4 protein-coding genes are annotated in these 4,118 nt (G+C 59.0%); 2 read left to right on the top strand and 2 right to left on the bottom strand.

Going from position 1 to position 4,118, the window contains the following annotated elements:
• The first annotated feature begins 151 nt into the window (after positions 1-151).
• Positions 152-685: an alpha-ketoglutarate-dependent dioxygenase AlkB family protein gene (locus AC1DU6_RS22220; RefSeq protein ID WP_457324880.1), complete on the top strand. Its 534-nt coding sequence runs from the start codon at positions 152-154 to the stop codon at positions 683-685.
• Positions 686-959: 274 nt separating this feature from the next.
• Complete coding sequence (locus AC1DU6_RS22215; protein ID WP_477859654.1) at positions 960-2,432, top strand: toll/interleukin-1 receptor domain-containing protein; 1,473 nt, start codon at positions 960-962, stop codon at positions 2,430-2,432.
• A 56-nt stretch (positions 2,433-2,488) separates the two neighbouring features.
• Here AC1DU6_RS22215 and AC1DU6_RS22210 read toward each other — a convergent pair whose 3' ends face one another.
• Both AC1DU6_RS22210 and AC1DU6_RS22205 read right to left on the bottom strand, forming a co-directional pair.
• Positions 2,489-3,715, bottom strand: a complete 1,227-nt coding sequence (locus AC1DU6_RS22210) for a hypothetical protein (RefSeq protein WP_477859652.1) — start codon at positions 3,713-3,715, stop codon at positions 2,489-2,491.
• 195 nt (positions 3,716-3,910) lie between these two features.
• Positions 3,911-4,118: hypothetical protein (locus AC1DU6_RS22205; RefSeq protein ID WP_477859650.1), on the bottom strand; the 208-nt coding region annotated here is incomplete at its 5' end.

The raw sequence follows: 4,118 nt of genomic DNA, 5'->3' as shown, positions 1-4,118 counted from the left end.
GATCAAGAAGGCCGACTTCCCGTTCTGATTCGGCGTTTTCTAGGAGGGGCTCTTGCGCCTCCTTTTTTATGGGCCAAAGGCCCAGGTACGCGGCAAATCGACGTAGGCCCTTCACCAAGACGAGGCCTCAAATGTTCGGCAACATAAGGCCATGAAGACCGATCCACCGAGCCCAGCCTTCGACTTTGACGCCCACCTGCTTTCAGATTCTCAGGCGCTGTTTCGCCAGCTGGTCCAGGACGTAGATTGGGACGAGCGCATGAGGGCGCGAAAAACGGCGAGCTACGGCGTGTCCTACGACTACTCCCAAATGACGTACCCAGCGCGCCCGATGCTGCCGTCGCTACAGGCCGTTGCCGATCACGTCACGCCGCGCGTCGGATTCGCACCGAATAACTGCCTGCTCAACTACTACGAGGACGGCAGCGCCTCGATGGGATTTCACTCAGACTCAGCGGAAGAGTTGGCGCCCGGTACCGGCGTGGCAATCGTCTCACTCGGCACCGAAAGGGAGTTCGTTTTTCGCAGCAAGGCCGATAGGTCACTTGAACACCGCCTGCTGCTGCCTAGTGGCTCGCTGCTGTACATGCCACCGTCATCCCAGGAAGATTGGTTGCACGCAATTCCCAAAGCGGAGGGCGTAGGCCCTCGCATCAGCTTGACCTTCCGACTGATCTTGAAGTGAAGCCGGAGCGGCCGCTGCGGCTGCTCCGCCAACGACCGGCTTCGAGTAGGCTACGTCGCCTATGCATCCGATGTTCAGTGCTTAGGCACCTCTGCCTTGCTTACCACGGCGCGGTGAGCGGCATCTCATCGGTGATCTCGCCCTGAGTACAGGGCTTGCCTACCGGTGGGCGACAGAACTGGCTCTTCGCTGGCAGCTCGTGCGCGGTTTGCAGGGCGCGGCTGCGTCGGCAACCAGCCGATCCCTAGAATGCCTCGGCAAAAGAGGGTGGGCGATGAGCGCGACCAAAGAACAGCCAAAGATATTCATCTCTTACAGCTGGTCGGGTTCCGACCATGAACGCTTCGTCATGGAGCTGGCGACTGCTCTACGGACTCACGGTGTTGACGCCGTCCTGGACAAGTGGCGACTGAAGCCCGGCCAGGACAAATACGTCTTCATGGAGTCCATGGTGACCGACGAGTCGGTGGCCAAGGTTCTCGTGCTGTGCGACCGCAAGTATGCGGAGAAAGCCGACAGCCGGTCGGGGGGCGTTGGAACCGAGAGTCAGATCATTTCGCAAGAGCTGTACACGAAGGTCGGGCAGACGAAGTTCATCCCCGTGGTTTGCGAGCGTGACGAGCACGGCGAGGCCTTCCTGCCCGTGTTCATGAGGGGGCGAATTTACGTCGACATGTCCTCAGACGAGGCATACGGCCCTGGCCTAGATGAGCTGCTTCGGCAGATCTACGACGTACCCCTCCACCCTGAGCCGCTCCTTGGCCAGCCGCCAGCCTTTCTTAAGGCCGACGGTGGCGGCGGCGCCTTGCCAATGGCGCGGGAGCTTGCGGGCACGATTAGAGCAATCAAGGAGGGCAAGCCCAACCGTAGCGGCTTGGAGCTGCTCTTTGTGCGCAGCGTCGTCGCCGAGGTAGACCGGTTGTACGTGAAGCCGGACGGAGTAGCGGGTTACGACGAGCAGATCTACCAAGCGATCTTGCGGACCAAGCAACTGCGGGACCAAGTCGCAGACTATGTCGACGCGCTTGCGGGATTCTCTGACGATGATCCGAAGGCGCTCAAAGCGTGCTTTCTCTTGCTTGAGTCGCTGGGCCAAAAGTTCGGCCCGCCGCTCACGGACGGCACCTACGTTGACGGCTGGTCAGACCTCTACCGGTTCTTCGCGCTTGAGTCGGTGTTGCTGATAACGGCGGCGCTTATCCGGCATGAGCGTTGGAAGTGCCTTCGGGCGCTGTGCAAGTACCCGTTTGTCCTGCGCACGGACCATTCCGGAAGGAAGGCCGCGGACATCAACGCGTTCGATGCATTCATGCCGTCCATAGACGAGCATCGGAACTATCGCCTGAAGCTGAACCGCGCTAGCTTGACAGCGGACATGCTGAAAGAGCGCTGCTCGCCCGAGCACACTTCGTTCGCCGATATGGTGCAAGCAGACTTTCTGTTAGCTCTTGATGGGGTAGTTCACGCCAACGAGCGGGAGGTAAACGGCGGCACGCGCTATTGGGCTCCGCGAACTGGCGTGTACAAAGCTGAGACTGGGGGCCTGCCGCTCTTTATGAAGGCGACTGACCCCGATATTCGTCGAGACATCCACACAGCGCTTGGAGTCAAAGACGCCGCAGACATGATGACAAGGGTCTTAGAAGGCGCTCGACTGCTTGACGAATTCAAAATGCTATCCGTCAATCGATACTGGGGAATCAACTTTGTAGAGGCAACGAATCTGCAAGTGCTGACCAAGGAATAGCATTCTGCTGCTGGCAGACGAAAACTCGGCATTGCACGTCCAGATCAGCTACCGCGTCACGCGACTGGCAGGCATTCGGCGACGAACAACCGTAACCATTCAGTGCCGGTACGAAGCTGCCGATCCTCGAACCATAGCAACCCGATCTCCAGCCAATGCAGCAGCTCCGCAGTTGCTACATCTGGACGCTCAGGTAGGACTATGGCGACATGGCAATCGTCGGTCGGCCCTGAAAGGCGATGCCAGTAGCTGAACACCTGACCAATTGCCATGCGAACTTGTGCTGCATCGACAGTGCTTTTCACTTCTAGCAGAAGATCATTTTTGTTGCCGTCGTAGTCGCCAACCAGCACGTCATAGCGGCAGTCCGCGCGCCGCCCCTCGAAGACGTTCCATCTCGCGAGCGCTGTGCGCAGATCGTTAGTCATCCGGTTGTGAACGCGGCGCTGCACCACGTCCAACGCCTGCTGCAGGCGGCGAATGTCCTCCTCATCTTTCAGGGGAAGCGCATCTCCTTCCTCGGGCACCGGCTGCAGCAAACTCCGCGGAGATTCGTGTGTTGGCCTACCGATGTCGATCAGTTCGGCAAGACCAAGTTGATCGAGGTCGGCCGCATCCTCGATTCCGTCGCGTCCGATCAGGGCAACCAATGCCCGTACTTGATTGGCGATCGAGTGATCTGTCACTCCAACCCGCCGAAGCAGGGACCTGACACGCGGCGCTCCATTGATGATTGGGAATCGCAGGCGTGGGTCGAGCGCAAAGCACACGGGTGTTAGCAAGTACTCCGGCCGCATCAACTGTTCCGGGTGATTTGCCTTGGGGATGCCCGGCAGTGCGGCGATGTCTCGGGCCAATGTCTCGGCCTCAACATCGTCTGTAAGCGCAAAGGCGCGCCTAAAGATCATCGCAACGGCAGCGACATTGGCCTCCATCCAACCACGCGCCGAGTTTCTATAGGCTCGATAGAAATTGGTGAAGCCGGTGTGACTTCTTACGACTTCCGCTAGCTGTTGATCGCCCAGTTGCCGTGCGACGGCCGTGGCGACGGAGTCGATGGACAGATGGGAAAAKTCCTCTTCCAGCGCGTCACCAAGGGCGGGGATCTTGAGTCGACTGACGTATGTTTCACTGATCTCGTCATAGGCAGCAGTGATCCACGTCAGGCGGCAGAGCGCGAAAAGCCTCTGYGAATCAGGCGGAGCCTGCTGAAGGATTCCAGGCGCCAACGCCCGTATGAGTTGGTTCGTCCGGCGTTGCCGATTCCCCCAGAGTAGCGACATGAAGGCCTCCGAGGGTGCATGAAGGTTGTGAAGTGCCCGGCGACAAACGAGATGCTGGGATCGAGCAGGCCCGGTCTGATTGATCAGGAGCCGCTGAGCTTGATCGATGTGATATCCGCGGGCTGATGAAGTACGTCGGTCAGGTTTGYTGGCGCCGACGGAAAAATGAACAACCACGCAGAACTTTCGGTGTCATCACCCTGCCAGTTGCTTTTCGATAGCCTGCAACTGGGTGATAACTGTCTTAGCCGACTCCGCGAGAGCAGTTTTTCCAGCGGCCTCGTTGGCCACAAGCCAGTCGACGACCCTTTGACGCAGTTTGTCCTTTTCCTGTCGCCTGGCTTCCGGATCCTTGACATCGAGCGCCTGGTCGATCTGGTCGCTGAAATGCGCCGGGTAGTAC

It is taken from the genome of Roseateles sp. P5_B10 (assembly GCF_056400485.1).
The sequence above is the reverse complement of the archived record's forward strand: the minus strand, read 5'-3'. Positions and strand labels throughout refer to the sequence as shown.

What these genes read in the sequence shown, in the direction of transcription:
- AC1DU6_RS22220 (WP_457324880.1), top strand. Translation starts at nt 152, where the DNA reads ATGAAGACCGATCCACCGAGCCCAGCCTTCGACTTTGACGCCCACCTG.
- AC1DU6_RS22215 (WP_477859654.1), top strand. Translation starts at nt 960, where the DNA reads ATGAGCGCGACCAAAGAACAGCCAAAGATATTCATCTCTTACAGCTGG.